Below are 22887 nucleotides of genomic sequence, written 5' to 3' on the forward strand. Positions count from 1 at the left end.
CTGGACTACGAACAGGCCATTTGGGGTGATTGGCTTTGAAACTTTTGGTCGTGGAAGACGAGGATCTCCTGCGTGACGCGATTGTTGCCGTTCTCGCTGCCGAAGGTTTTAATGTGGATGATACGGGTAATGGCGACGAAGGAATCTTTTTGGCCGAGCAGGCAGTGTATGATCTGTTGATCCTCGATATCATGCTGCCCGGCCTAAGCGGTTTAGAGATATTAAAACAGCTTAGGGGCCGGGAAGATGCCGTTCCCGTGCTGTTATTGACCGCTAAAGATCGAGTCGAGGACCGGGTGACAGGATTGGATGCCGGGGCGGACGACTATTTGGTCAAACCCTTTGCGGTGCCGGAATTGCTGGCGCGGGTAAGGGCCCTGCTGCGGCGCAAGGGCGGGGAAACGGCGCAGGGACTGCTTTCCTATAGGTGCATAGCCTTAGATCCCAAACTGAAAGACGGCTATTTTCAGTGCGAAGAATTAGGTCTTACCGCCAAAGAATATGAGTTGCTGGAATTTTTACTGCTGAACCGGGAGAGGATCTTAACCAAAGAACAGATATTTGACCGGCTGTGGGGCCTGGAAACAGAAACAGGCTTAGGGATTGTGGATGTATACATACACTTTCTCCGCAAAAAAATAGAGCGTGTTTGGCTGTGACAATTTAATCCGCACGGTCAGGGGAGTGGGATACATACTGAAAGACAAGGCGAGTGGGCAGGGATGATCGGCATATTCAGGCGCAGGTGGAATTTATTCGGCAAGGTTCTGTGGCGATTGACGGCCCTGAATACCGGTGTTTTGCTATTGGTTTTCATTGTGTATAATGTTTTGCTGTACATGGTTATCAGCAATCAGTTGTATGCCAATGTTGACAACGGCATGCGGAGCCTGGTTACGAGTGTATCTCAGGAAATCAGGCGACGGGCTGAAGCAGTGGGGTATCGGACCGAGGCGGTGACCCATGAGAAAACCTTTCGCTTTATGCTGCCGCCTCTGCCGCCGCCTCATGATCCGCGAATTTTGCTGTTGTTTTTTAATGCGGAGGGGGATTTGGCTGCCCCATATCCCAACGTCAGCCTCAATGCGGCCGAAGTGGCCAAGCTGGCGGCGGAGGCAATCAGTGGCTCTCCCCAGAGTCAAATATACGAAGGCCATTATTATCGCTGCTTCAAAATGTCTTATGACGGGGAACTGCTGCCGTTTATTGCGGTAGGTCAGCGGCTGGTGCAGATAAAAGACATTATTGCCGTTGCTAATGTGGAGCCGGAGCTCCGGCTGCTGCATACTTTTCTGCTGGTAAGTACGGCGGGAACCATGCTGGTTTTCCTTATTATAGTGGCTGCGGGGTATTTTCTGGCCGAGAAGGCGCTCATTCCCATTAATGCATCCTGGGAAAAACAAGAACAGTTTGTGGCCGATGCCTCCCATGAAATGAGAACGCCTCTGGCCGTCATCAAATCACAGGCCGAGTTGCTGCTGCATTCGCCGGATCGAACCATCGAAGAAGAGAGTGCGCGGATTGCCTCCGTTATTAAGGAAACCACCCGGTTAGGCAATCTGGTTGCCAAACTGCTGCTTTTGGCAAGGTCGGATTCCAATCAAATTGAAATCGAATATCAGCCCATTCAGCTTCAGGAACTGGTGGCAACCGTAGTCACCCAGTTTCAGCCGATTGCCGGGCTGAAGAATATCGCCCTGAGTCTGCCAGCCGGCGACTGGGTCGAGATCATGGGGGACAGGGAAAAGATCGCCCAATTGCTGGTCATCCTATTGGACAATGCCGTCAAATACACCCCGGAAGGCGGCAGTGTAACCGTCCGGGTCAATAAGAGGCATAATGCTGCCGAAATGATCGTGCAGGATACGGGCATGGGTATTTCAGCCGGGGACTTGCCCTGTATTTTCGACCGTTTCTACAGGGCCGATAAATCCCGTTCCGGCAAGGAACGGGGGAATGGTTTGGGGCTGGCTATCGCCAAATGGATTGTGGAGAAACATGCCGGCAGCATCAGCGCGGAAAGCAGCCTGGGAACAGGTACTACCATGGTGGTTACCCTACCGCGGAAACGGAATTTTTTTCCATAGAACAATCGTTTTTTAAGAAAAAATTAAGGATCTCTCTGTATACTAAACATACGATGTATGGATAATTTCGTAACAGGGAGGCATATGTCAGTAAAAAGTTCCCCTGCTGTCCTATCGACAGGAGGGGAACTTTTCCTAAGGCAGGATGGTTTGCCTGTAAAATTCATATTTGCAAATCAGGAGGGATAGCATTGAGTACTTCACACTTCAATACAATCCGCTACTTAAGCCTCATCGCCTTATCAGCCGCGCTTTTGGCCTCCGGCTGCAGCAGCAGGCAAACAGCCCAGGCTCCACAGGCCGTGGAGGTAAAAGCAATGCAGGTCATTCAGCAGGACACTCCCGTTACATATGAGTATGTGGGTCAGGTGAAGGCCAAAAATGAAGTGCAGATCAAGGCCAAAGTCTCCGGCAATATTGTTGCCAAAATGGTGGAAGGCGGCGCTAGGGTCAGTGAAGGTCAGCCATTATTCCAGATCGACCGCCGTCAATATGAGGCCGCCCTGCTGAATGCCCGGGCGACCTTGGCCCAGGCGGAAGCGGCATTGAACAACTCCCGCCGCGATACTCTGCGATATCAACAACTGGCGGCCAAGAACGGCATTGCCCAGCAGACGCTGGATGCCCAGCTGGCAGCGGAGCAACAGAATGCCGCTGCGGTCGATGCTTATCAGGCAAAGGCTAGGCAGGCGGCGGACGACCTGGACGATACTTTGATTGTAGCTCCGTTCAACGGCCGCATTGACGTGAACGATCTGAGCGTGGGCGATTACGTTACGGCCGGATCGACCACCTTAGCCGCCATTTCTTCAGTGAACCCGGTTTTCATTCAATTCAGTATGAGCGAAAATGAATATCTGCAGCTGGCACAGCACAGCAGTGGTACAGAACCCCGGGAATGGGGCGGCAGCCTAAAGCTCATTCTGAGCAATGGCGCCAAGTATCCGCTCGCCGGACGGATTGCCCAGGTAGACAAGGGGTTAAACACCGACACCGGCACACTCACCTTGAAGGCAGTGTTTGACAATCCCCAGCAGCTGCTGATTCCCGGCATGTTCGCCCGGATAGTGGCAGAGGGAGAAATGCGCCGGGGGGCCCTGCTGGTGCCGCAGCGCGCCGTGCAGCAAATATTGGGCAAGACCTTTGTAACCGTAGTTGCGGCAGGCAACAAGGCCGAATCGCGGCCGGTCCAAATGGGACCCCGGGTTGGCAGCCTGTGGGTGGCGGAAGAAGGTCTGACTGCAGGGGATCAGGTCATCGTGGAAGGGTTTTCCAAGGTTCAGGCCGGGACACCCCTGCAGGTAGTCATGGTCGCGCCGGATGATCTCGCAACTGCGGAGGAGCAATAGGGAGGGATTTTCATGGCCAGGTTTTTTATTGAGCGGCCTATTTTTGCCATCGTTTTATCGATTGTGATTACCATGGCCGGCCTCGTGGCTGCGTTTAATCTGCCCATTGCGCAGTACCCGCAGATTTCGCCGCCCACGGTCGCCGTGAGTACATCCTATACAGGCGCCAATGCCGATGTCATCAATCAAACTGTGGCTCAGATTATTGAAGAGCAGGTCAACGGTGTGGAAGGCATGACATCCATGCAATCCACCAGTTCCGACAGCGGCTCCTATTCACTGAGTGTCCAGTTTGAACCTGATAAAGATGCGGATATTGTCGCAGTGCAAACTCAGAACCGGGTGGCTCAGGCTACGGCATCTTTGCCGTCCAGCGTGCAGACAGTCGGCGTCACCACCAAAAAATCCAGTGATGACATGAGTCTGATTTTTACATTGTGGTCGCCAAACGGCACCTACGACGCCAACTTTCTGAAAAATTACGGCAGTATTTATCTGGTCGACGATATCAAACGGGTCAGCGGGGTCGGCAATGTCATGGAATTTGGCTCCGATTACGCCATGCGCATCTGGCTGCAGCCGGATAAAATGGCCCGGTTTAATATTACGGCCAGCGATATTTCCAGCGCTATTTCGACCCAGAATATCCAAGCGGCAGCCGGCAGCATCGGCAAGGCCCCGACGCTGCCGCAGCAGGAGTTTCAATATACCGCCAGAGTCAAAGGCAGGCTCACGGAAGCAGCCGAATTTGAGAACATCATTATCAAGGCTAATACGGATGGCTCGGCAATACGGCTGAAAGATGTGGCATGGGTAGAACTGGGCAGCAAGGATTATACGTTTAACAGTAAAATTAGCGGGCATCCGACGGCGGGCTTTGCCATCCAGCTGAGCAGCGACGCCAACGCTCTGGAGACGATCGGCAATGTGAAACAGGTCCTGGCCAATGCCGCCAGCCGCTTCCCGGCAGATATGCAATACACCATTGCGGTGGACAATACCGAGTTTGTGCGGGAATCCCTGCTGGAAGTATGCCAGACCTTCGTGGAAGCGCTGCTCTTGGTGCTGCTGGTCGTATTTCTTTTCTTGCAGAGCTGGCGGGCCACCCTGATTCCGATGCTGGCGATTCCGGTATCGCTGATCGGCACCTTCGGCGCCTTTTTGGTTTTGGATTTTTCCATTAATACCTTAACCTTGTTTGCCATGGTGCTGGCCATCGGGCTGGTGGTGGATGACGCCATTGTCGTGATTGAGGCGGTGGAACACCACATGCGCTACAATGGCCTCAGCCCCCGGGAGGCGACCGTCCGGGCGATGGACGAGGTTTCGGGACCGGTTGTCGCCATTGCCTTTGTTTTGGCCTCGGTGTTTATCCCGGTGGCTTTTTTCGGAGGCACCATGGGGATTCTATATAAGCAATTTGCTCTGACCATTGCCATATCCATGGCCTTGTCGGCAGTGGTGGCCCTGTCCCTGACGCCAGCTTTGTGCGCTACGATCTTAAAGCCCTATGACCCGTCGGCGCACGGGGGATTCGTCGCCAGGTTCTTTGCCAAATTCAACGCTTGGTTTGAAGCAACAGTGGAGCGTTATGGCGGCGGGGTAGGCCGCGCGATAGCTAAATCGCGGTTATGCGTGGTATTATTGGCGGTTTTGCTTATTTTGTCCGGCGCCTTGTACAAGGCTGTTCCTTCTTCTTTTGTACCCTCCGAGGATCAAGGGTACTTCCTTACAGCCGTAAATCTGCCGGAAGCGGCCAGTTTGAACCGGTCACAGGCAGTGCTCGACAAGGTGGCTGCAGAAATACGTTCCCAGCCCGGCGTCGCGGATACAATGGCCATAACCGGCTTCGACGCGCTGAGCGGGGGAACCCAGTCCAGCTCGGGCGTTATTTTTACCAGGCTGAAACCCTGGGCGGAAAGAAAGACGCCTGAACTGCAGGTATCACAACAAATTCTTAGCGTCTTTAAAAGCAGCAGCCACATTCCCGAGGCCAGCGTCATGGCGTTTAATCCGCCGGCGCTGCCCGGCTTGGGCCGGGTAGGAGGGTTTACCCTGATGCTGGAAGACCGGACGGGCAGCACGGACGAGGAAATCGACCGCATATCCAGGGGATTTCTGACTGCAGCCCGCCAGCGGCCGGAAATTGGCACCATTTATACGACCTTTTCCATTTCGACGCCGGGATATGAATTTCAAGTGGACCGGGAAAAGGTGGAAAAACTGGGCGTTTCGCTCGACGAGGTCTTCAGTACCTTACAGGCTTTTCTCGGCGGCACGCAGGTGAATGACTTCAACCGTTTCGGTCGTTCCTACAAAGTCATTATGCAAGCTGAGCCCCAGTTCCGCAATGACGTTGATGCCACCCGCTTCTTTTATCTGCGCAGCTCGTCCAACACCATGGTGCCGCTCAGCACCTTGATCAAGGCGGTGCCGGTCAATGCCGCCTCGATTATTACCAGGTACAACGGCAGCAGGGCCGTGCAGATCAACGGCAGTCCGGCCACGGGCTACAGCTCCGGACAGGCGATTACCGCCCTGGAGGAGGTGGCTGCCCAGACTCTGCCCAGCGGTTTTAGCTACTCCTGGTCAGGCCAAAGCCGGGAAGAAAAAATATCCGGCGGCAGGACTCCCATCGTGTTTGGCTTTGCCTTGCTGTTTGTCTTTTTAAGCCTGGCGGCGCTTTACGAGAGCTGGCGCATTCCCTTTGCCGTTATGTTAAGCGTGCCTACCGGCCTCTTCGGCGCTTTTCTTTTCCAGTATGCGCGCAACCTGGAGAATAGCATCTATATGCAGATTGGCCTGGTGATGCTGATCGGTCTGGCAGCGAAAAATGCCATATTGATTGTGGAATTCGCTAAGGTGCGGTTGGATGCAGGGATGAAGCCGGCGCCGGCCGCTATTGAAGCTGCCAAAATCCGCTTCCGGCCCATTTTGATGACCTCAATGGCCTTTATCATCGGCTGCCTGCCACTGGCCTTGGCCAGCGGCGCCGGTGCCGGCGCCAGAAATGCCATGGGGACCGCGGTGGTGGGTGGCATGTTTATGGCTACGCTCCTGGGGATATTCCTGGTGCCGGTTCTCTTTGTGGTCATAGAACAAATGGCGGCAAAGCGCCAGCCGCAGCAAAACGCGATTAAGCAGCATATTTGAGACTGTTTGTTATAGATCTGTTTCGGGCCGCTCCTTCTCCCCAGCGAAGCAGGAGCGGCGTTCCTGCGTAGAGAAGCAAAAAACTAGAATGGATCAACAGGAAAACAAGTAAGTTAATTAGGAGGTTATCTATGAGAACATCCGGAAGGCGCATGACCAAGCTATTGGTACCGATTCTCGTTTTATCTGCCCTCAGCCGCCCGGTATTCGCCGCGCCCATTGAGCTGTCGCTTGACGAGAGTATCACCTTGGCGCTGCAAAATAATTCGGATATAAAAATCGCGGCCTCTGAGAGAGAACAAAACAGTTGGGCGCTGAAACAAGCAAAAGCGGGCAAAGGATTCAGCCTCAGCCTGACCCATAGCGACACGCGCTATAGCTCGCCGACGGTGGAATTCGCCGACGGCCGTTACAGCCGCGACAAATTTGCCAGCACAGTGTCGGCCAGCTTGCCGGTCTACTCCGGCGGTAAATTGGAGAGTCAGATCGAGCAGGCTAAACTGGGGCTCGACATTGCCGATCTCACGGTCGAGGCAACCAGGCAGCAAATTAAACAAAACGTCACTACAAACTATTTCGGCGTGCTGCAGTATCAGCAAGAATTGCAGGTGAACCGGGAAACGGTCGATAACTATACCGCCCACCTGAAAAATGTCCGGGATAAGTATGAAGTCGGCACAGTGGCCAAAATTTTAGTTGTGCTTGATGATACGGCCATTCGGGCGCAGGTTGCCCAGTATAAGGCCCAGGTGACCAATTACGCTTCTATTTACGAGCGTACCAGGAAACTGACAGCCCTTGGCGGCGAGTCGGCGCAGCAGTTGGACTCCGATCAGACCAACTACCTGGTGGCCAAAGCTAACTACGACAATTATGTAACCCAGCTGGGATATTATGTGATTACGGCGCCCATTGACGGCGTAGTGATCGGCGAGCCTACTCCCGCCGGCCAGACGGTGGTCCAGGGGATTTCCGAGGCTCAGGTGCTCATGACCGTTGCCGATATGTCCCAAATGCAGGTCAAGGTCATGGTGGATGAAACGGATATCGGCAAGGTAAAAACAGGGCAGACTGTTTCCTTCACTGTGGATACCTACACGGACAAAACCTTTACCGGCGAGGTAACGCGCATTTCCAAGGATGCCACTACTTCGTCGAATGTTGTTTACTACTATGTATATGTAGATGTGGATTCGCCGCAGGGCCTGCTGTATCCGACGATGACCGCCAGAGTCACGCTTCACGTTGGTGAGAGCAAAAATGCGCTGGTGGTGCCTTTGTCGGCCATCAAGGAAGAAAAAGGGCAAAAGTATGTGCAAGTGATGGTCAACGGCCAACTGCAGAACCAACCGGTCCAAATCGGATTGAGCAATGACGAGCAGACGGAAATCCTCAGCGGACTCAATGAAGGCGATCAGGTCGTGCTTCCTGCGGCCAAGGCGCCGACTGCAAACGCTCAGCGTCAGGGACCGCCGCCTCCCCTATAAAAGCCAGGAGGGAAAATCATGACTTATTGCGTTCGCTTTGATACTGCCGCCGATGCCAGCCGGGTCTTCCCGGCACGGGACGGAAGTATGAGGCCGGATGAGATTCAACAGGGGGTGAGGAGATGTTCTGGGAAAGTGTTCTGATTGCGCTGGAAGGACTGCGGGCGAACAAGCTCCGTTCCGCCCTGACGATGCTGGGGATTATCATCGGCGTTGGCGCCGTTATTGCCATGGTTTCCATTGGCCTGGGCGTACAGCAAAGAGTGCAGAGCTCCATTGCCAGCCTGGGAAGCAATCTGCTGATTGTTATGCCCGGGTCCAATTCGCCGTCCGGCGGGGTGCGCCTGGCAGCCGGGTCCAATATTACACTGACCCGCCGGGATGCCCAGGCTATTTCCCGGGAGATCGCCGGGATCAACTATGCAGCGCCTGCTGTCAGCAGAACCTTTCAGGTCATCTATGGCAACCAAAATTGGAATACCAGTGTTCAGGGTACCACGCCGGAATTTTTGCCGATCCGTGATTTTGCCGTGGCTGCCGGTACCTTTTTCAGCAGCAGTGACGACGCCACCCGCAACCGGGTAGCGGTACTCGGACAGACCGTAGCCAGCAACCTGTTCGGCAACGTCAGCCCGTTGGGCAAGACTATTCGTATTGGCCAGGCGCCGTTTCGCGTAATCGGGATCCTCGCCAGCAAAGGGCAGTCATCCATGGGGCATGATCAGGACGACATGATCATTATCCCCCTGGCCACCGCTCAGGACCGGCTTCTGGGGATCACTTATGTGAATAGTATCAGCATCCAGGTGGAAAATGAAAAAATCATCGATCAGGTTCAAGAGAATGTCACCTCTTTGCTCAGGACGCGTCACCGCCTGGCGCCAAACGTAGAAAATGACTTCACGGTGCGCAATCTGACCGCCCTGATGGCGACCATGCAGGAGACTACCGGCACGATTACGCTGTTTTTGGGGGCGGTAGCCGCTATTTCTCTTCTGGTCGGCGGCATTGGGATCATGAATATCATGCTGGTGTCGGTGACTGAGCGGACGCGGGAAATCGGCATCAGAAAAGCATTGGGCGCTACCTTTAACAATATTCTTACCCAATTTATTGTCGAAGCGACGGTCATCAGTGTCACCGGCGGCTGCATCGGTATTTTGCTGGGGATAGCCGGTGCCCGCGTCGTATCGCTTATAGCCGGATGGAGTACGGTTATTTCCTCGCTGGCCATCCTGGGGGCCTTTGGCGTTTCAGTCATCATCGGCCTGTTTTTCGGGATTTATCCCGCCCGCCAGGCGGCTCTGCTGGATCCGATCGACGCTTTGCGGTATGAATAAGAAATTGAAGCCCACTTCCTTGCCTTGCGGCTTGAAAGTGGGCTTTGTCGACAATCTGAATTACGCGAGAGGTGTTTTGGGCGATGCTAAAACTTATAAGTGACACCTACGCCCAGACCGCTTTCACTGTCGCCGTGATCCGGCATAAAGGAGTAATAGTGGACGTTCAGGTCCAGGTTGCGGTCCAGCTTCATGTTGCCACCTACCTGCAGCTCTTTGTAATCGCTGCTGGCGATCAAAGAGCCGTACCCGTCCCATTCAGACGAGAGGTGGCCGTTTACAGCGACCCCCAGATACATGTCCGACTCTGAATAGAAACTGCGGTGGCCGATGATGCCCCGAAGATTGTCGCTAAAATGAAATTGGCCATAAATATCATCCATGTCATCACCATAGTCTCGGTCAACAGATTGCAATCCCAGAGTGAATTTTTCTGTGAAGCGATGCTCCAGGTAGACAGCATCGGTGCTGAGTCCCACGGCAGTTTCATTTTGATACAGGTCATTAATCGGCGCTGCGAAACCGGCGCTCGCATTCAGCGTGAGGAGAGCCGCCAGGGCAATTACAGTTTTTTTCAATAGGATAGCCTCCTTGCAAAAAAAAATTTACCATCATATTACCATTATACTACAGGGAATAGATAATATGTATGTCGATAATTATGTAAATAAAATAGCATGGGATTATGACAGAAATGTGACAAACAGCGGGCTTCTCCCGCGGTAAATACTTCCATTTTTAATTGCGCCGGCGCCGTTTTCGCATCGGAGGTGTCCTTGGAACGGATTGAAAACGGCGCCGGCATTGTTTAGTTAGGCATTATGAGTTATGCGGGAAGAATGATTGGAGGGATGCGGCGGTGCCGCTGCCCGGGCTTTTTAGGCTGCCGTCGGCCATCTGACGGCTTTGAATGTTGATTCTGGCTATGACTTCCCGCATGTAACGGCTGCTGCCGGACATGATATCCTGCAGGGAGTCACGTTTGAAACGCAGCAAATCGACTTTGGCCGTATAGCCGATGGCTTCGGTCATCATCAGGTACTCATCGGAAATATCCGTGGGAATGCCCATCTCAGCTATTGCATTTCTCAGCTTGCCTGTTTCTTTAATGAGGTCGGGAGTACTTTTCCCTTGCAGTGAGAATCCCAACTGTCCCCAAAATTCAACCGGCTTATAAATGGAATATTCATACTGCATCAGCTCGAAAACAAAATCCGGAGTGATGGCAAAACCGAATTGGCCGGCATTTTCCATCCATGCGGTGTGGGGGAAGACACCCGGGGGATTGACAATGACCGTATCAGGCAGTGTTTCCTGAATCAAGCGGATATCCGCCTCGTAAACATCCTGCAAGGTAACATCAGCCACTACCGGCGTAGGATAAATCAGAGACAGGCCGATGCGGCAATTCTTGCCTACCGCCGCGGCAGCCAGTTTAATGCAGTTGATGGTATCCACGATCTCCTTTTTCCGAACTCCTTTGTTCATCACCGTTTCATTGATCAAGTCATGGCCGGTTTCACCGCCCATGAATACCGCCCGCAGTCCGGATTGGATCATCAGGCAATAGGCGTCGTAAATAGCCGGGGTTACCCTTACCGGCCGCACAAACATCGAGTAATTCACCGTTAGATCATGCTCCAAGATAGCCTGGGCGATCTTTTTGCCATGCGCGGGCGGCGTTTCGGAACTGCTGAAACGGAAGAAGGAGATACCCTGCCGGCTCATAGCCTGAAACTCCCGGATGATTTCCGGCACCGGCCGGGGCTGGTAGGCTGAGGCCTGTCTGGTATGGGAGCAGAAGTTGCAGCGGTTCCAACTGCAGCCCATACCGTCTACCAGGGTGTGAAATAAGAGTTTATCCCGCATGTCCTCCGGGCGATAACGGGGGATAGTAAGCGATTGATTCTGTGCTGGCAGACCAGCGGGATTGTAAATCCCGGTTTGCACTAACCGTGACCGGCTGATTTCACGTTCAAACTGGGTGAAGAAGTCTGTCCGGGAGAAGGTTTGCCGCTGCAATGCAATCATCTTCTCCAGCACCTCTTCACCGGGGCCCAGAATGGCTACATCGAATTTTGTTTCATGGAAGACATGTTCCCCGTATACTTTTACCTGAGGTCCGCCGGCGACAATGATAACCTCGGGGCAAGCCTCCCTGACTTTGGCGGCCAGCAGTTTGCTCCAGCGGAAGGAATCGCCGTACCATAATTTGATTCCTAGCAGCGAGATTCGGTTATTCCGTATAGTGCGGATGATGTCGTTGATTTTGCCGTTTATATGCCGGGTTCGGTAATACAGTGATAAGGCCTGCACCGGCCAGGTCGACAGCATAAGGATCAGGAAGATATACTTGAATTCTTTCCGGTATGTCGCCATCTGCAGCCGGACTAACAGTCGCAGCAGTTTCAGGCACCAGGCCGGCACACCTGCTTCCGGTCCGCTGATTCTCTGTTCATCCATGACTTCCACCCGGTATGCCTTATCTTCCAGGTAGGTACGCAAAATCGCCAGGCTATTTTCCAGTGCCGCATCCGAAGCAATCCGCTGACGGGGCGCCATGCTGTTTACAAGCAGTAAATCGATCTCTGGCTTCATGGTTGAACCCTCCTTGTTGATCCGGCAGTGAGAATTGACAGGTTATGCAGAACCCTATTGGCGATATCCGGGTAGCGACGCTGGAATTTTGGGAAAGCCAACTGGGATAAGACTAGTATTTCTGCTTCCGTAGTCGAAACGGCATTTTGGGTATGGGCGGGATGCTCAATTAACCCTATTTCGCCAAAATGCTGCCCGGGCAGAACGGTATTTGTGCTGTCGGGACCGGATATTTGCACTGTGCCGGAAAGCAGAATGTTGAGTTCATTGCTGGGATCGCCGCTGGTGGTGATGCGGTCACCCGGATAGCACCGGGCAATGAGGCTGCAGCTGTGCAGGAATTTTTGGGCGGCTGCTTCAGGCAATCCCTGCAATACAGGTATGATTTTTTCGGGAGGGTTCCCTAAGCGGTTGTACAGCACCGTCCATAACTCTTTTTCCGTAATCAATTGACTGTTTACTACGCTGGAGTCTTCAGGAAATTCGTTGAAAAACCAGTCGGTAACCTCCTGGCTGGCGCAGTCTTTCCTTTTCCGGGCTATACGGAATATCGGAGAACGTACATTTCGCATATGGTTCATATCATCAACCAAATAGACAAGTGGTGCTATTAAACCATACCCCGGGTCTAAAAAATTCCTGCCAATACGTCGCAGTCCTATTTCTTCATAAAGCCGGAGTAGATAAAAGTTGCAGCCGCCAAAAATAAACTGCACTTGAAATCCGCAGGAAAGTTCGTAACATTTCGATAATAAAAAGTATAATATTTGTGAATTTCGATAAAGCGGCGCCACCATCAATTTGGTGATAAGGGCAAACCTTTGAGCCTTCTTTCCTTCGTAAAATTTTTGAAATCTGTCTAATGAAAGTACTTTTACCAATTCTTCGGGGAATTCTTCCGGCAAACCAATGTTTATCCTGATTGACCCAATAATTTCCGAATCCGTTTTAGCGTATAGCAAAAGACCCCATTCGTCCATTGCATCGAATAGAAGCTCCTTGCTTTGAATCGAAGGCTTTAACTGGCGGGACATTTCTTCTACGTAAGTGCGATAGCGAAAATGATAGATTTCCGCTTTTTCTTCAGGAGTTTTTGCCACCTCGACTGTTAATGGTCTACGTTCCATTTGATAACCGGGTACTGTTTGCAAATTGCCATTCATAAATAGTATCGCTCCTTTTAAAATAATGTGGAAGTTACCAAAGCTAGCACTAAGTTTTCATAGATATGCACCTCCTGTTACCAGGGAGATACGTTCAAACATTGTATAGTTCCTATCAACGGATGTAGAATTTGCAAAATAAATGTAGATTTTTGGCAGATCAGTAGGCATGAAAAATCCCTTTCCTTACTGGTTTAAGGAAAGGGGTTCATTCAGTATTTTCTCTCCAATGCACGGAGATGTTAATTTGAGGCGAGAGGATGATTAAATCGAATATAAAATGTAGTGCCGCTCTCACTTGTTTTAACATCAATATCAGCCTGATGCCTATTAGCAATTCTATAACACATAGGCAGTCCCAGCCCGGTTCCGTTGTCCTTGGTCGTTAAAAAAGGCGTGCCTAAATTGTTGAAGATATATTCAGGCATACCGGGGCCGTGGTCACTGACCGACAACACAGCTTTATCGTTGTCCCAAAATGTCCGGATATTGAGGCAGCCGCCTGATGGCATGGCTTCCAACCCATTGCGGACCAGATTCAGCAGCAGTTGACGAATTTCATTTTCATCCAGTTGTAATTCGGGTATTTCGGAAAGATCGAGACTGACGGCTATTTTGGAAGCGACGGCATCGGCTTGGATAAGGGGGAATAATGATTCGATAATCTTATTCAAGCTGCAGATTTTCAAATCAGCCCGTTTATCTTTGGCCAGACACAGATACTCCCGGATAATGGTATTGGTTCGATCTAACTCATCGATCATTAGTTCAAAATTGTCGCGGTAACGGTCAAATTCTTTTTTACTTAGCAATAATTGCAAATAGCCACGTACCGTAGTCAAGGGGTTGCGTATCTCATGGGCAACGCTGGCCGCCATTTCGCCCACAGTATTCATTCGGTCCGCCCGGGAAGCGATATATTCCATCTTTTTTCTAAAAGTGATATCGCGGATAATGCCTTCCAAAGCCAACATTGTACCATCTTCGGCGTAAAAAGGGACTCCTGTTTGTTCGACCCAAATGGTGCTTTGGTCTTTTCGTGTTAAGCGGAAGGCAAGCGGAAAAGAACGGGAACAAGAAGGGTTTTGGAGAAAATTGCAAAGCTGCGATACGTCATCGGGATGGGTCAAATGCAACATGAGCCGAGGGTCGGAATAATATTCCTCAGGGGTATATCCTGTAACCGCCAAAACTGATGGACTGATGTATTCAAAATAAGCTTCAGGCGACACTCGATAACGGTAGATTATATCGATGGCATTTTCAGCCAATAATCGATATTGAGCTTCTTTTTGCACCAAATCCAATCTGATGTTCTCGAAATACACCACCAATGTACATAGCGCAACAATAAGCCTCAGGATACAATCAATCAGATAACCCCATGGGACGAACCATGATACATCAATAAAAAAAGGCATATCCAGAGAGTGCATCCCCCATAAGGTATAGGCAAATGCGAGGATTTGTTTGCTCACTTTGCTCACCTTTAAATGACGCATAAAAATTATACCTAACCATATAGCTGTGATGCCGCCGAACCAAGCAGGGGGGAAAAGTTTGTAAGTAATCGGCAAATCCATTATTGTAAATATAAAGCTCAGCACTGAAGTGCCTAAAGCGGCATATATCCACCATATCTTTATGGGTTTGCCAATAAAGATATAAATGCCCCACACATATATTAAAATAGCCATAATTATTAATACCTGAAAGCAGGTAAACCCTGTTACGGAATTCGTCCAATCGAATATCCCGCTATCTAAAAAAACACCGCGTAAAAAAAGAATGAGCCAGCCTAATAACCAGTGACCAATATAGCGCTCACGATATACCACGTAAAGATAAGTATAAATGAGGATCATTAAAATCGTCCCGATTATCGTGCCTAATATAGATGCGGTAAAAAAATCCATACTCTATATCACCCCTTAGTGTCTTTGTATACCGCATTAGCCATTGAGAAACTAAAAAGGGAACATGTTTGAGCTAACGACCGAGATAATTCAAAACGGCATGCAGGGATTTATTACAAAAAGCGAACGGACATTCCGAAATAGTGGAAAATAATGCTACTATCTACATAAAGAACCAACATTTTCTAATTCCGTAGTATTGTTTTCTTAGTTAGTGATGAAAAGTCCTCCTGTTTTGTGAATTATTGTATTTCTCTGAAAGAAAAGTTTATTTCTTGGCATTTTACTATTTGCTATATGCTTTTGAAGATAAGAAAAGAGGGAATTGACCTTTTCTGTAGAATAGAAATCATACCGATGAAGATGAAAGTGAAAAAATACACAGTGCCGGATAAGCGACGGGACATAATCTTTAACAATGCTGACGAAACAAGCTTTTATTTCGACAAAAAAAGATAAAAAATAAACTTTTCACGTAATGCCGAAATGTAAGCAGGAATTTGCCGATAGATGTAGAATAAATATTCTTAAAATAGTGTGTGATGAGATTTTTCAAATCAATTCGGTACGGACAGCGAGGTCGAGGGGCCGAACTGGAAGTGCGTCTAAACCGCTACTAAGCTTATGGCCTTTCGATCTTACGATCAAGGGCAAAATTAAGCTTGTGCTATGGTTTGTTTTGCGCCAACATGGCCTCATGTGACGACGCAGAATGAGTCATAGCTTTTTTGCGTGTATCCATGTATTGATCATGCGGTTTTTAACAATCCTATAAACAAAACAGGGAGGACATGGACATGATTAACATTACTGACCGCGTACGCAACGTGGCTCTGCGCTCGAAAATTGTCAGCGCAGAAGAAGCCGCCGCCGCTATCAAGCCCGGCATGAACATCGGGACCAGCGGCTTTACTCCGGCGGGCTATCCGAAAGCAGTGCCTCTGGCTCTGGCGGAACGTATCAAAAAAGAAAAATTTCAAATTAATTTATGGACCGGCGCTTCCGTTGGTAAAGAATTAGATGGGGCTCTGGCGGAAGTCGGCGGCATTCAAAAACGTTTGCCGTACCAGACCAATGACGCTATCCGCAAAGGCATCAACAGCGGCGCCATTCAGTACGTAGACCTGCATTTAAGCCATGTGGCCCAAATGTCCCGTTACGGTTTCCTGGGCGGCAAAGTGGATGTGGCCATTGTCGAAGCCTGCGCCATCACGGAAGAAGGGCATATTATCCCGACAACCTCTTTGGGGAACTCGGCTTCTTTTGTCCAAAGCGCCGATATCGTCATTGTCGAGATTAATACCAGCCAACCGATGGAACTCGAAGGCATGCATGACGTATATATTCCGCTGGATCCGCCCAATCGTCAGCCGGTTCCGATTGTAAAGGCGAATGACCGGATCGGTACTCCGTATATTCCTTGTGGCCCTGATAAGATTACATACATTGTGCCCTGCGATATTCCGGACGCGGTTCGTCCCCTGGCGGCGATTGATGACGACGCCAAGGCGATGAGCGGTCATCTGATTGACTTCCTCAACAATGAAATCAAACAAGGCCGGATGCCGAAAAATCTGCTGCCGCTGCAGTCTGGCGTGGGTTCCGTGGCTAATGCGGTGGTCTGCGGTCTGGTAGACTCGCCTTTCCAGAACCTGAGTGTTTTCACCGAGGTAATTCAAGACGGCATGTTCGACCTGATCGACGCCGGCAAACTGGATTTTGCCTCTGGCACATCCCTGACTCCGTCGCCGGACGGACTGAAACGCTTTTACGCCGGCATTGGCGAATATCGCAAGAAGATCCTGCTGCGTCCGCAAGAAATCGCCAACAGCCCTGAGACGGCTCGCCGGCTTGGGATCATTGCTATGAACACGGCCATTGAGTTTGACATCTTTGGCCATGTGAACTCCACCCATATCATGGGCAGCAAGATGATGAACGGCATCGGCGGTTCCGGCGACTTTGCCCGTAACGGCTATCTGACCTTCTTCTTTACCAACTCTATTGCCAAAAACGGTGATATTTCCTCGATTGTACCGATGTGCTCGCACTTTGACCATACCGAACATGATGTTGACGTATTCGTCACCGAGCGCGGCGTCGCCGACGTCCGCGGACTTAGCCCGAAGGAGCGCGCCCAGGTTATTATTGATAAATGCGCTCATCCGGACTATCAACCCATGCTTCAGGATTACCTGGACCGGGCCATTAAAGCGACCAAGAATGCGCATACGCCGCATATCCTGAGCGAGGCCCTCTCCTGGCATGTCCGGTTCTTAGAAACCGGCTCCATGAAGAGTAAATAATATAGAGAGTATGACAAGGAGGATTTGAGAATGGCTAATGAATCATTGAAAGCCAAAATGGAAGCGTACACCGCCAAAGTGGAAAAATCGCTTGCCAAAAGACCCGAGCGCGTAAATCTGGCGCACAACAGACTGTATACTCCGCTGGATCTGGGTGACTTCGACTACGAAGCCAAACTTGGTTTCCCGGGTGAATACCCCTTTACCCGTGGCGTTCAGCCCACCATGTATCGGGGCCGTTTCTGGACCATGCGTATGTATGCTGGCTTCTCCACTGCCGAAGAATCCAACAAACGGTATCGTTACCTGTTAGAGTCCGGCGGCACGGGACTGTCCTGCGCATTCGACCTGCCCACACAGATCGGCTATGACTCCGATGATCCCATTTCCGAAGGTGAAGTCGGCAAGGTTGGCGTGGCCATTGACTCCCTGCGCGATATGGAAATCCTGTTTGACCAGATCGACTTGGGCAAAGTGTCTACTTCCATGACCATCAACGCTCCGGCTTCGGTTCTGTTGGCTATGTACATCGCTGTGGCTGAAAAGCAAGGCGTGACTCCCGACAAACTGAACGGTACTATCCAAAACGATATTTTGAAAGAGTATGCCGCCCGCGGCACTTATATCTTCCCTCCCAAACCTTCGATGCGTTTAATCACTAATATCTTCGAATATTGCTCCAAAAATGTGCCGAACTGGAACACCATCTCCATTTCCGGCTATCATATCCGTGAGGCAGGTTCTACTGCTTCCCAGGAGATCGCATTCACCATTGCTGACGGTATCGCTTATGTTGACGCCGCTATCAAAGCCGGCCTGAACGTAGACGACTTTGCCGGACGCCTGTCCTTCTTCTGGAACGCTCACAACAACGTGCTTGAAGAAGTGGCTAAATTCCGCGCTTCCCGTCGTGTATGGTCCAAAGTCATGAAAGAGCGCTTTGGCGCCACCAACCCCAAATCCTGGATGCTGCGGGTTCACACCCAAACTGCCGGCTCCATGCTGACCGCTCAGCAGCCTGACAACAACATTGTCCGCGTCGCTCTGCAAACAGCAGCAGCCGTTCTGGGCGGCACCCAGTCCCTTCATACCAACTCCAAAGACGAAGCTCTGGCTCTGCCTACCGAAGATTCCGTGCGCATTGCTCTTAGAACTCAGCAAATTGTTGCTTATGAAAGCGGTCTGGCCGACGTAGTCGATCCTCTCGGCGGCTCCTATTATGTAGAAGCTCTGACCGATCAAATCGAAAAAGAGTGCTGGGATTACATTAAAAAGATTGACGACCTGGGCGGCGCTGTTGTCGCCATTGAAAAAGGCTATATCCAAAAAGAAATCCAGGACAGCGCCTATAAATGGCAAATGGACGTGGAAACCAAGAAACGGGTCATTGTTGGTGTCAACCAGTTCCAGATCAAGGAGAAAGCTCCGGAAGGCCTGCTGCGTGTAGATTCTTCTGTTGGCGATTTCCAGAAACAGAAACTGGCTAAACTCAAAGCCGAGCGGGATAATGCCGCTGTTCAGGCTAAACTGGCCGCTTTGGAAACCGCTTGCAAAGACGAGCATGCCAACCTGATGCCGTTTATCCTGGATGCGGTTCGCGTATATGCAACCCTAGGCGAAATTTGCGGCGTGATGCGCAAAGTCTTCGGACTGTACGAAGCGCACACTACGTTATAAGCGAGAGGTAGGAGGGACAACGATGGAAAAACGTATTAGAGTATTAGTTGCCAAACCTGGTCTGGACGGTCATGACCGCGGCGCTAAAGTTGTAGCCCGCGCTCTTCGTGACGCCGGCTTTGAAGTAGTTTACACCGGTATCCGCCTGACTCCGGAGCAAATCGCTGAAGCGGCTCTGCAGGAAGACGTGGATGTAGTGGCTATGAGCCTCTTGTCCGGTGCTCACAATACCCTGTTCCCGAAAGTGGTTACTCTTCTGAAAGAAAAGGGAGCTGCCGGCAAATTGATCATCGGCGGCGGCGTTATTCCCGACGCTGACATCCCTGGCCTGAAGGCCGCTGGTGTTTCCGAGGTGTTTACACCCGGAACCCCGACCAATTCGATCGTCGATTACATTAAAGCGAACGTGAAGTAATTTGAGGCGGGTGGTTGGCAGCCGGGACATCCCGGCTGCCTAGCCTGCCAAAAAGTATTTTGCGAATGCTGCCTAAGGTGGTGCACTCTAATTGCAAATCGTCGAAGAATTGCTTAAAGGATCTCGTGTGGCTCTGGCCCGTGCCATTACCACTGTCGAAAACGAATACGATGAAGCTGTCGAAGTGATGCGGCAATTATATGCTCATACCGGCAGAGCGCATGTCATCGGTATTACCGGACCTCCGGGGGCAGGGAAAAGCACTCTTACCGATAAATTAGCCAAGGAATATAGAAATATGGGCAAAACGGTGGGCATTATTGCTATTGACCCTACCAGTCCCTTTTCAGGCGGCGCTATTTTGGGAGACCGGATCCGGATGAATGATTTGACCCTGGATGAAGGGGTGTTTATCCGCAGTATGGGAACCCGGGGCAGCCTGGGCGGACTTTCCCGTAAAACATCGGAAGCAGTGAAGATCCTTGATGCTTTTGGCAAAGATGTCATCTTTATTGAAACGGTTGGCGTAGGCCAATCGGAAGTAGATATTGTCAAAATGGCCGATACTACGATTGTAGTGATGGTCCCTGGCTTGGGTGACGATATTCAGGCTATCAAAGCCGGCATTCTTGAGATCGGTGACGTATTCGCCATCAATAAAGCCGACCGGGACGGCGCCGACCGTCTGAACATCGAACTGGAGGCCATGCTGGATCTGAGCCAGGAACGTACCGGCTGGCGTCCGCCGATTAAGCGCACAGTGGCCAGTCAGAGCGAAGGTATCCGTGAATTGGTTGCGACCATTAGCGAACACATTGCCTTTGTGAACCAGTCCGGTGAATTGGAAAAACGCCGTACTCAGCGTACCAGAAATGAAATGCTGGCGCTCCTTCAAGAGGCAGTCAGCCGTCAGATTCTGAATAGGACGAATGCGGACGGCCAGTTTGACGCCTTGGTCAAAACCGTGGAACACCGGGAGAAAGATCCGTATGAGGTAGTGGAAAAAATTCTGCGGGATTTGATGAAATAGGGAGAAAGTCGCTTTATTCAATAAAGCGATTTTATACAAAAATAGGTAAAAAATATAAAGGGGGTATGTACAAATGGGTTTTAAGATTCTTCATATTGACCACATTGGCATTGCTGTGAAAGATCTCGCTGCCACTAAAGAAATTTTCACAAAACTGGGCATGACTCACAAACCCCAGGATGAAGTGGTAGAAGAGCAAAAAGTAAAGGTCAGCTTCTTCCCCTGTGGCGATGCTGAACTGGAATTCCTGGAGTCTACTACAGACGACGGTCCTATTGCCAAGTATATTGCCGGCAATAATGACCGCAACGGCATTCAGCACGTGGCCCTGGCTGTGGATGACATCGAGGCTGCTATCGCTGAAATGAACGCCAAAGGCATTGCCATGATCGACAAGACTCCGCGCTACGGCGCTGGCGGCGCGAAAATCGCCTTCCTGCATCCGAAAGCTACCGGGGGTATCCTCGTCGAACTTTGCCAACACTAATAGGGGGCCGTTGAAAAAGGCCCATCTGCGTCGTTGCTCCTGCGGGAGCGCGTTCGATGTACCCTCCAAACGTACAGTCTCACGCGCTTCCTCGTCGCGCTGTATCAGAATTTGTGACTTTTCGAAAGATAGGCAGTAGTGGATGATCTCTCATAAGCCGAAAAGTCACCTGAATTCTTCACTAGTACGGCAACGCAGGCGTTGCTCTTACCTAGCATCTGGGCCTTTTTGAACGGTCCCGGATTCGAGGACGCAGATGAGTTTAGCAACAGACTTCCAGCCAATCTTTAATTCGGAGACGAAACGGTCTCACCCCTCGATATTGATGGAGGTGTACTAATGGCTACAGTCCAAGAAAAGATCCAAGATTTAAGAAAACGCTTGGCCAAGATCAAATTAGGCGGCGGCGAAAAGCGCATTGAGAAGCAGCATGCTTCCGGCAAAATGACTGCCCGTGAGCGGGTGGCGCAGCTTCTGGATGCAGGTACCTTTGTAGAGCTTGATCAGTTTGTTCGTCATCGCTGCACTAATTTTGGCATGGAAACCAAAGAACTGCCGGGTGAAGGCGTTGTTACCGGCTATGGCACCGTTGACGGTCGCCTGGTCTACGTCTTCGCTCAGGACTTCACGGTAGAAGGCGGCTCTTTGGGGGAAATGCACGCCGCTAAAATTGTGAAAGTTCAGCAACTGGCTCTGAAAATGGGTGCTCCTCTGATCGGCATTAACGATTCCGGCGGCGCTCGTATTCAAGAAGCAGTAGACGCCCTGTCAGGATATGGAAAGATCTTCCTGAACAACACCCTGGCTTCAGGCGTAATTCCCCAGATTTCAGTCATCATGGGACCCTGCGCCGGCGGCGCTGTGTATTCCCCGGCTCTGACTGACTTTATCTACATGGTGAAGAAAACCAGCCAGATGTTTATTACCGGACCTCAGGTTATCAAATCGGTTACCGCCGAAGAAGTAACCGCCGAAGATCTGGGTGGCGCTATGGCTCATAACACCGTTTCCGGTGTGGCTCATTTCGCTGCCGAGAGCGAAGCGGACTGCATTCAGCAGATCCGCAGACTGTTAAGCTTCCTGCCTTCCAACAACATGGAAGAAGCTCCGGTTTATGAAGCCGGCGACGATCCCAACCGTATGGACCAGGAATTAGTCACTCTGATGCCGGACAATCCCAACATGCCGTATAACATGAAGGACGTTATCCGTCATATTGTTGACAAGGGTGAGTTCTATGAAGTTCATGAGCATTATGCTCAGAATATCATCACCTGCTTTGCCCGCTTTGACGGTCAGACCGTCGGCATTATCGCCAACCAGCCGTCCGTTATGGCCGGTTGCCTGGACGTAAATGCTTCCGACAAATCTGCTCGCTTCATTCGCTTCTGCGATGCTTTCAATATTCCTCTGGTAAATCTGGTCGACGTCCCTGGCTTCCTGCCTGGCGTAGGTCAGGAACACAGCGGTATTATCCGTCACGGTGCGAAAATGCTGTATGCTTATTCGGAAGCCACAGTTCCCAAAATTACGGTTATTACCCGTAAAGCCTATGGCGGATCCTATCTGGCCATGTGCTCCCAAGACCTGGGCGCGGATCAGGTTATGGCCTGGCCGACCTCTGAGATCGCGGTTATGGGACCTGCCGGCGCTGCTAATATTATCTTCAAGGGCGATCCGGACGCTAAGGCTAAGACTGACGAATATGTGGCTGAATTCGCCACTCCTTACAAAGCAGCGGAACGCGGCTTTGTGGATATCGTTATCGAACCGCAGGAAACCCGTCCCCGCATCATAACCGCATTGAACATGCTGGCCAGCAAGCGCGAAAACCGGCCGGCGAAGAAACACGGCAATATTCCGCTATAATCCCAGAGTA

15 protein-coding genes and 1 pseudogene are annotated in these 22887 nt (G+C 51.0%); 12 read left to right on the plus strand and 4 right to left on the minus strand.

Annotated features, from left to right (window positions below):
* The first annotated feature begins 35 nt into the window (after positions 1 to 35).
* From ALO_RS14525 to ALO_RS14550, 6 genes and pseudogenes are all read left to right on the plus strand, one after another.
* A pseudogene (locus ALO_RS14525) lies at positions 36 to 726 on the plus strand (response regulator transcription factor).
* Positions 723 to 2087: a sensor histidine kinase gene (locus ALO_RS14530; RefSeq protein ID WP_004097137.1), complete on the plus strand. Its 1365-nt coding sequence runs from the start codon at positions 723 to 725 to the stop codon at positions 2085 to 2087. Before ALO_RS14525 ends, ALO_RS14530 begins: the two are co-directional and overlap by 4 nt.
* Before the next feature lie 191 nt (positions 2088 to 2278).
* Complete coding sequence (locus tag ALO_RS14535; protein ID WP_004097138.1) at positions 2279 to 3436, plus strand: efflux RND transporter periplasmic adaptor subunit; 1158 nt, start codon at positions 2279 to 2281, stop codon at positions 3434 to 3436.
* Between the two features lie 12 nt (positions 3437 to 3448).
* On the plus strand, positions 3449 to 6589 hold the full coding sequence (locus ALO_RS14540) for an efflux RND transporter permease subunit (RefSeq protein WP_004097139.1): 3141 nt from the start codon (positions 3449 to 3451) through the stop codon (positions 6587 to 6589).
* 131 nt (positions 6590 to 6720) lie between these two features.
* Entirely contained in the window at positions 6721 to 8076 is a 1356-nt protein-coding gene (locus ALO_RS20995) for an efflux RND transporter periplasmic adaptor subunit (protein WP_004097140.1), read from the plus strand.
* Positions 8077 to 8198: 122 nt separating this feature from the next.
* Positions 8199 to 9416: an ABC transporter permease gene (locus ALO_RS14550; RefSeq protein WP_004097141.1), complete on the plus strand. Its 1218-nt coding sequence runs from the start codon at positions 8199 to 8201 to the stop codon at positions 9414 to 9416.
* An 86-nt stretch (positions 9417 to 9502) separates the two neighbouring features.
* Here the strand turns inward: ALO_RS14550 and ALO_RS14555 are convergent, their stop codons facing one another.
* From ALO_RS14555 to ALO_RS14570, 4 genes are all read right to left on the minus strand, one after another.
* Positions 9503 to 9994 carry a hypothetical protein gene (locus ALO_RS14555; RefSeq protein ID WP_004097142.1) on the minus strand — a complete coding sequence of 164 codons (492 nt, stop codon included), beginning with the start codon at positions 9992 to 9994 and terminating at the stop codon, positions 9503 to 9505.
* A 241-nt stretch (positions 9995 to 10235) separates the two neighbouring features.
* Entirely contained in the window at positions 10236 to 12014 is a 1779-nt protein-coding gene (locus tag ALO_RS14560; protein ID WP_004097143.1) for a B12-binding domain-containing radical SAM protein, read from the minus strand.
* Positions 12011 to 13177, minus strand: a complete 1167-nt coding sequence (locus ALO_RS14565; protein WP_004097145.1) for a cyclic nucleotide-binding domain-containing protein — start codon at positions 13175 to 13177, stop codon at positions 12011 to 12013. The genes ALO_RS14560 and ALO_RS14565 overlap by 4 nt, the downstream gene beginning before the upstream one ends.
* 242 nt (positions 13178 to 13419) lie before the next feature.
* Positions 13420 to 15093, minus strand: a complete 1674-nt coding sequence (locus tag ALO_RS14570) for a PAS domain-containing sensor histidine kinase (RefSeq protein ID WP_004097147.1) — start codon at positions 15091 to 15093, stop codon at positions 13420 to 13422.
* Between the two features lie 797 nt (positions 15094 to 15890).
* On the opposite strand from ALO_RS14570, the gene ALO_RS14575 reads away from it, so the two are divergent.
* The 6 genes from ALO_RS14575 (at position 15891) to mmdA (ending at position 22877) form a co-directional block, all read left to right on the plus strand.
* Complete coding sequence (locus tag ALO_RS14575) at positions 15891 to 17399, plus strand: acetyl-CoA hydrolase/transferase family protein (protein ID WP_004097151.1); 1509 nt, start codon at positions 15891 to 15893, stop codon at positions 17397 to 17399.
* Between the two features lie 30 nt (positions 17400 to 17429).
* The gene (locus tag ALO_RS14580) at positions 17430 to 19076 is read left to right on the plus strand and encodes an acyl-CoA mutase large subunit family protein (RefSeq protein ID WP_004097153.1); all 1647 of its coding nucleotides are present in this window, start codon (positions 17430 to 17432) and stop codon (positions 19074 to 19076) included.
* A gap of 22 nt (positions 19077 to 19098) precedes the next feature.
* Entirely contained in the window at positions 19099 to 19491 is a 393-nt protein-coding gene (locus ALO_RS14585) for a cobalamin B12-binding domain-containing protein (protein ID WP_004097155.1), read from the plus strand.
* A gap of 91 nt (positions 19492 to 19582) precedes the next feature.
* Positions 19583 to 20521, plus strand: coding sequence for a methylmalonyl Co-A mutase-associated GTPase MeaB (gene meaB / locus ALO_RS14590; RefSeq protein ID WP_004097157.1), 939 nt, complete (start codon positions 19583 to 19585; stop codon positions 20519 to 20521).
* 73 nt (positions 20522 to 20594) lie between these two features.
* Entirely contained in the window at positions 20595 to 21008 is a 414-nt protein-coding gene (gene mce / locus ALO_RS14595) for a methylmalonyl-CoA epimerase (protein WP_004097159.1), read from the plus strand.
* A 339-nt stretch (positions 21009 to 21347) separates the two neighbouring features.
* Positions 21348 to 22877: a methylmalonyl-CoA decarboxylase subunit alpha gene (gene mmdA / locus ALO_RS14600; RefSeq protein WP_004097161.1), complete on the plus strand. Its 1530-nt coding sequence runs from the start codon at positions 21348 to 21350 to the stop codon at positions 22875 to 22877.
* The last annotated feature ends 10 nt before the right edge of the window (positions 22878 to 22887 follow it).

Origin of the sequence: Acetonema longum DSM 6540, from assembly GCF_000219125.1 — a bacterium.
Taxonomy (GTDB): Bacteria; Bacillota; Negativicutes; order Sporomusales; family Acetonemataceae; genus Acetonema; species Acetonema longum.

What these genes read in the sequence shown, in the direction of transcription:
- ALO_RS14530 (WP_004097137.1), top strand. Translation starts at nt 723, where the DNA reads ATGATCGGCATATTCAGGCGCAGGTGGAATTTATTCGGCAAGGTTCTG.
- ALO_RS14540 (WP_004097139.1), top strand. Translation starts at nt 3,449, where the DNA reads ATGGCCAGGTTTTTTATTGAGCGGCCTATTTTTGCCATCGTTTTATCG.
- ALO_RS20995 (WP_004097140.1), top strand. Translation starts at nt 6,721, where the DNA reads ATGAGAACATCCGGAAGGCGCATGACCAAGCTATTGGTACCGATTCTC.
- ALO_RS14550 (WP_004097141.1), top strand. Translation starts at nt 8,199, where the DNA reads ATGTTCTGGGAAAGTGTTCTGATTGCGCTGGAAGGACTGCGGGCGAAC.
- ALO_RS14560 (WP_004097143.1), bottom strand. Translation starts at nt 12,014, where the DNA reads ATGAAGCCAGAGATCGATTTACTGCTTGTAAACAGCATGGCGCCCCGT.
- ALO_RS14565 (WP_004097145.1), bottom strand. Translation starts at nt 13,177, where the DNA reads ATGAATGGCAATTTGCAAACAGTACCCGGTTATCAAATGGAACGTAGA.
- ALO_RS14570 (WP_004097147.1), bottom strand. Translation starts at nt 15,093, where the DNA reads ATGGATTTTTTTACCGCATCTATATTAGGCACGATAATCGGGACGATT.
- ALO_RS14575 (WP_004097151.1), top strand. Translation starts at nt 15,891, where the DNA reads ATGATTAACATTACTGACCGCGTACGCAACGTGGCTCTGCGCTCGAAA.
- ALO_RS14580 (WP_004097153.1), top strand. Translation starts at nt 17,430, where the DNA reads ATGGCTAATGAATCATTGAAAGCCAAAATGGAAGCGTACACCGCCAAA.
- ALO_RS14585 (WP_004097155.1), top strand. Translation starts at nt 19,099, where the DNA reads ATGGAAAAACGTATTAGAGTATTAGTTGCCAAACCTGGTCTGGACGGT.
- mce (WP_004097159.1), top strand. Translation starts at nt 20,595, where the DNA reads ATGGGTTTTAAGATTCTTCATATTGACCACATTGGCATTGCTGTGAAA.
- mmdA (WP_004097161.1), top strand. Translation starts at nt 21,348, where the DNA reads ATGGCTACAGTCCAAGAAAAGATCCAAGATTTAAGAAAACGCTTGGCC.